The following is a 4,719-nucleotide window of genomic DNA, read 5'->3' as shown; positions in this document are numbered from 1 at the left end:
GCGTCGGCGCTTTTCGACTTGTTCGGTCACGCCGAAGTTCGACGCGTTCTCGCTGCTGATCCGTTGCCTGGCCGCAAGATAGCGGGCCAGACTCGGGATGAGCGTCGTCGAGACCTCGGAATTGTGCTGAGCGCATACCCGGACGCCGAAGTTCGACTCGTACAGGCCGAAGCGAAGCTGCTGCATGATCGGCTGGCGTTGCCGATAGCGGGGTCGGGGCTGATGATCGGTACCTCGCTCGGCGGCGCACAGCTCACGGTCGTGTCTCACCTGAGCGAATACACGACGGGTCTGCTACGCGCCCACTACGAGGACGTCTGGGGTGGTGCAGATCCAATCGCAGTCATCGACTCCTTGGACGGGTCCGCCTCGGGGTAGAGCCGAGCGTCCGCACTTGGTCAACCTCCCTGCTCGCTCGCCGGCTCCGAAGCCCGCGCATCAGAGAAGAGGCGCTGGCGCTCGGACTCGATGACCTCGCGCACGAGTTCGGCTTCGGACACGTCGAACGCTTCCGGGGCAGCCTCGGCGGTCTCGCTGATCGCGGCGAACTCCGCGAACAGCTCGCGCTTCTTGGCGAGGATCTGCACGATGCGCACGTCAACGCCTTCCTCGGAGAGCAGGCGATGCACCTGCACGGACTGCAACTGGCCCATCCGGCGGGCGCGGGCGATGGCCTGCCACTCGGTCGTCGGCTTGAGTTGCGGTTCGCAGATCACCACGACCGAGGCAGCCTGGATGTTCAGGCCGACACCCCCGGCGACGATCTGCGAGACGAGCACCGCACCTGCCTCGGCCGAGGTGAAGTCGTCCACCATCGACTGACGCTTCGCAGCAGGAACGGCTCCGGTGAGCGGCCCGAAGACCACGCCGGGCAGCGCCGCGGTGACTTCATCCAAGACGCTCAGGTAGTTGGAGAACACGATGACCTTACGTCCGTTGTCTTCCGCCTCCTCGACGATCTCGATAAGACGCTGGAGCTTCTCAGAGTCGCTGCCCTGGAGCAACGCGGCCTGGCGCATCGCCTGGAAGTTGCCCGCCATCACCGCATCCCGGTAGGCGATTGCGTCGGCGCGGGAGAGCGGCAGCCATTCCTCGACCTCGACCAGCTCGGGAAGCTCAGTCAGCACGTCCTCCTGGTTTCGCCGCAGGTACACGGGCGCGACCTGCTGTCGGAAGAGTCGCGGGCGTAGGTCACTGGCGTCCACCATGAGATCCGGGCGGATGTAGTCGACGAGCGTGCGGAACTCCTCGACCCGGTTCTCCAACGGAGTGCCGCTGAGCAGCACCGCACGGTCAGCGCGGTCGATCACGCGGGCGCTGCGCTGAGCGCGGAGCGCACCGGGGTTCTTGATGTAGTGCGCCTCGTCGAGCACGACGCAGGCCAGTTCCTCCACGCTCCCGAGGTGGGGTTCCAGCCAGCCCAGCGACTCGTAGGTCGTCACGGCGACACCGCCCTGACGACGCCAGCCCCGAAGTGCGGCGTCTCGGCCCGGCCCGTGCAGTCGGTGAGCGTTCAGCGCGGACTTCGCGTGCACCTCTCGAACCCAGTTAGTGACGACCGCCGCTGGGCAGATCACCAGGGAATGGTGTGAGCCCTTCGCGCGGAGGTGAGCGAGGACCGCGAGCGCCTCGATGGTTTTTCCGAGCCCCATCTCGTCGCCGATGATGACCTTGCGCTGCACGAGTGCGAACCGAGCCGCGAAGCCCTGATACCCGCGCAAGGAGACGGAAAGATGCTCCGTCTCCAGCTCGAACTCGCGGACGGCGGCGACGACTTCCTCGGGCAGCCCGCCGAGCACCGCGTCCTCGTCCTCGGTGAGGAAACCCAGCTCCTGCAGCATGGCGAAGTAGTCGGCCGGCCTGGCGAGGAAGTCCTGCCAGGGGTCGGCAGGAGCCGAGCCTGCCGCGGTGCCTGAGATGCCCTGTGCGCGCAGCACGACGGCCTCGATGGCAGCGATGAACTCGTCCGTGCTGCCTCCGAAGACGGCGAGCTGGGACACTTGCGGATCGAGCGCCTGCGCCAGCGGGGTAAGTGCCTCGGCTCGTGCGAGGTCGCGAGTGGCGTTCTTCGTCCGTCGGGTCGCGTCCCAGGTGGCAAGGTGCCGAACGAGGTTAATCGTCTGCGGCGAGGGTGCGGCGATGTCGATCCGCACCGGCATCTCCTCATAGGTCGTTTGCCAGAGGGTCTGGGCGGCTCCGCGAATCCGGTGCGCGGATGTCGCGCCGATTCCCTGGATTGATGCGAGACGGTTCGCGTAGGTGAACACGTCCTGAATCGTGGCGATGCCCGCATCCGTGAGCGGACCAATGCGGATGCGCTCACGGGTCGCATCCTTCAGCCGTTCCACCGGCATCTCGGCGATGACCTTCTGCGCCTCGGCCTTCCTCAGAGCGACACCAGCATCGACAGCCTGCTGTCGGTAGCGCGACTCCTTATCGAGCGCCTCCTGGATCGTCTTGACCGCAGCGGCGAGGCTGGCGACCGCTGTGCCCGGGACGAGCTTGCCGACGCCCAGCGACGAGAGCCGCGGAGCGAATCCCACGGACGGGACCAGCGCGTGTACGACATCGACGGGCTGTGCCGGGCGTGCGCGATCATCGAAGCGGGCCAGCGTCGCGGCAACACCCGACGCAGCACCCCACCGCTGGTAGTCGAGCAGGTAGCGGCCTGCACGTTCGCCCGCTCCGCGCGACTGACCACCGCTGAACAGCTTGCGGAGTCCGAAGTTCGACCTCGCATCGTTGAGCGCCTTCGGCACCTCGTTCGTGAGCTGACCGAGCCAGGTCGCCTCCCCTGGCTGGATCTCCGGCAGCGAGACGGAGCGGGCCAGGATGCCGAGCTGCCCACCATCGGCATCCCGCAGCGGCAACACCGTCCAGCGACTCCCATTTCGGATCGCCACATCGACCATGCGCGCGCGAAGCACGCCGAACGCGGCATCGGCCTCAGCAGCGACCCGAGCGCGATGCGCGACGATTGCCGTGGCGTGCTTCGACCACTCGGTGACCTCTTCGATCACCAGGCGCAGTTGTTGCGCCTCGTCGTGGCTCAGGGGCATGCGCGGTGTCGTTCCTCTCAGGCTTCCCAGACATGGAGACGGGGATTCCATCGTCCTGTTGCCGTTGTGGCGGACAGCACTGGATCGGCAAAGTTTGCGACCGCAGAGAGCACGTCGGCAAACGCCGCGGGAAGCTCGCCGTCACGGTGGGATCGCGTGCGCCAGGCGAGGTACTTCTGCTGCGCTCGTTCGTTCATTGGCATGAGCGCGGGCAACAGAGGTGCAAGTGCGACTTTGCGGTACTCGGCAACGGTCTCGATCGACGCGCGAAGTTCGCCAGCGTCGACGGGGTGGAGTCGAATGAGCGTGTAGACGTCAGCGAAGTCACGCCAACGGGTGTTGGCGATGCCACGATCGACGGCGGTGGCGATCTTCTCGGCGAGCACCATCGTCAGCGGGTAGCCCAGCAGCGTCACGGATGGCAGGTCGAGATGCACGATTCGTGGCAGGTCGATGAGGCGCGGCACGGGCCAGATCGGGTCGCCGAAGTTCACGTCCATCCCGACCGTGAGTCGCGCGGTGCCGAGCCTCGCGGTGAGCTTGACCCGGACGCCGGCGTACTCGTCCTCGTCACGGATCGTCGTCGCGGCGACGCTGGCGGGATTGAACTCGAGCCCGTCGGCGACATCCAGCGCAGCGATGACGCGGACGCGCTCGGCGACCTCCTCGGGGTCGCCGGTGAGTCTGGTAGCTTGCAGGTCGATGTCCTTCGTCGGCCGACGCGCGGCAAACGCGGCGAGCAGAACGCCGCCCTTCAAGACGAAGTCCTCCCGGTACTCAGAGTGCGCGATCCGCGCCAGTAGTCCTTCGAGCGCGTATAGAGTCATCAGCTCCTGTACGTCCGCGCCGGTCTGTCGGGCGAGACCGCGAATGGCGATGGTCGCATCGCCTGCCGGGGTGCCATGTTGCGGGTTCGGGCTCATAGAAGTACCTCCAAGGCCTGCTGAATCGCGGGGCGCGCTTTCGGGAAGCTCTCCGCGAGCGCCAGCAACGCGCCGGGGCTGTTGCCACGCTCGCGCAGCCACCGCTTCAGCGCGCCAAGGGCAAGGTCGCTGCCCCAGGCATGCCGCAGCCGGAACAGGTCGATCAGAGTGCGCTCGGCTGAGTACAGGCCGATGGACCGCCCGCCCGGCAGAGTGTGTTCGCCGCGGCCGATGCCGAACGTGTCGGTGTCGAAGCGGTGCCAGGCGATGGGTGCGTGATGGATGGAGACCGGATGCGTGCCGCGCAGGATGGCGATGTCGCTTTGGGCGGGGATCTCATCGGTCAGCTCGTGCAACGACAGTGCCGTGAGCAGGCACAGTGTTGCGTCGGGCTTCTTCGCAGCGATCGCGATCCACGCCGCCGTCGTGTCGTCTGCGAGTCCCGATCGTAGGAACAGGCCAGGGGAGATGCGCTCGAACTCTCCGGCCTCGATCAGCCGGTCGAGGCCATGTCGGGTGAGGCCCTGCCGTGCCAAGTCGTCGTAGCCGAACAGATCGGGCAGCGTCGCGGTGTCCATCACTGTCTCCTGTTCAGCAGAATTAGCTACAGATAGAGCATACCTGTGATGGTTTCTGTCGGTAGAGTGTGGCGGGATTCGGTGACCAGATTGGTGACCAGAAACCCTCCCGAGAGGCGCGAATCAGCACGAATCACTGCGTAGCTGTCGGTAGCCCGA

4 protein-coding genes are annotated in these 4,719 nt (G+C 66.4%); all 4 read right to left on the bottom strand.

The window, feature by feature from the left end; translation table 11 throughout:
- A partial coding sequence (locus tag LOK55_RS13815; RefSeq protein WP_229935831.1) for a hypothetical protein occupies positions 1-270 on the bottom strand: 270 nt, incomplete at its 3' end.
- 128 nt (positions 271-398) lie between these two features.
- A complete protein-coding gene (locus LOK55_RS13810; protein WP_229935830.1) occupies positions 399-3,059 on the bottom strand; it encodes a DEAD/DEAH box helicase in 2,661 nt (886 codons plus the stop codon).
- 17 nt (positions 3,060-3,076) lie between these two features.
- The gene (locus LOK55_RS13805; protein WP_229935829.1) at positions 3,077-3,982 is read right to left on the bottom strand and encodes a nucleotidyl transferase AbiEii/AbiGii toxin family protein; all 906 of its coding nucleotides are present in this window, start codon (positions 3,980-3,982) and stop codon (positions 3,077-3,079) included.
- Positions 3,979-4,560 (bottom strand): type IV toxin-antitoxin system AbiEi family antitoxin domain-containing protein, encoded by a 582-nt coding sequence (locus tag LOK55_RS13800; RefSeq protein ID WP_229935828.1) that lies wholly within the window; start codon positions 4,558-4,560, stop codon positions 3,979-3,981. The genes LOK55_RS13805 and LOK55_RS13800 overlap by 4 nt, the downstream gene beginning before the upstream one ends.
- Positions 4,561-4,719 lie beyond the last annotated feature (159 nt).

Source organism: Microbacterium sp. F2E (assembly GCF_020905435.1).
Lineage (GTDB): Bacteria > Actinomycetota > Actinomycetes > Actinomycetales > Microbacteriaceae > Microbacterium > Microbacterium lacticum.
This window is presented reverse-complemented; position numbering and strand designations above follow the sequence as displayed.

Excerpts from the sequence above, each read along its gene's own strand:
- LOK55_RS13810 (WP_229935830.1), bottom strand. The coding sequence starts at position 3,059 with ATGCCCCTGAGCCACGACGAGGCGCAACAACTGCGCCTGGTGATCGAA.
- LOK55_RS13805 (WP_229935829.1), bottom strand. The coding sequence starts at position 3,982 with ATGAGCCCGAACCCGCAACATGGCACCCCGGCAGGCGATGCGACCATC.
- LOK55_RS13800 (WP_229935828.1), bottom strand. The coding sequence starts at position 4,560 with ATGGACACCGCGACGCTGCCCGATCTGTTCGGCTACGACGACTTGGCA.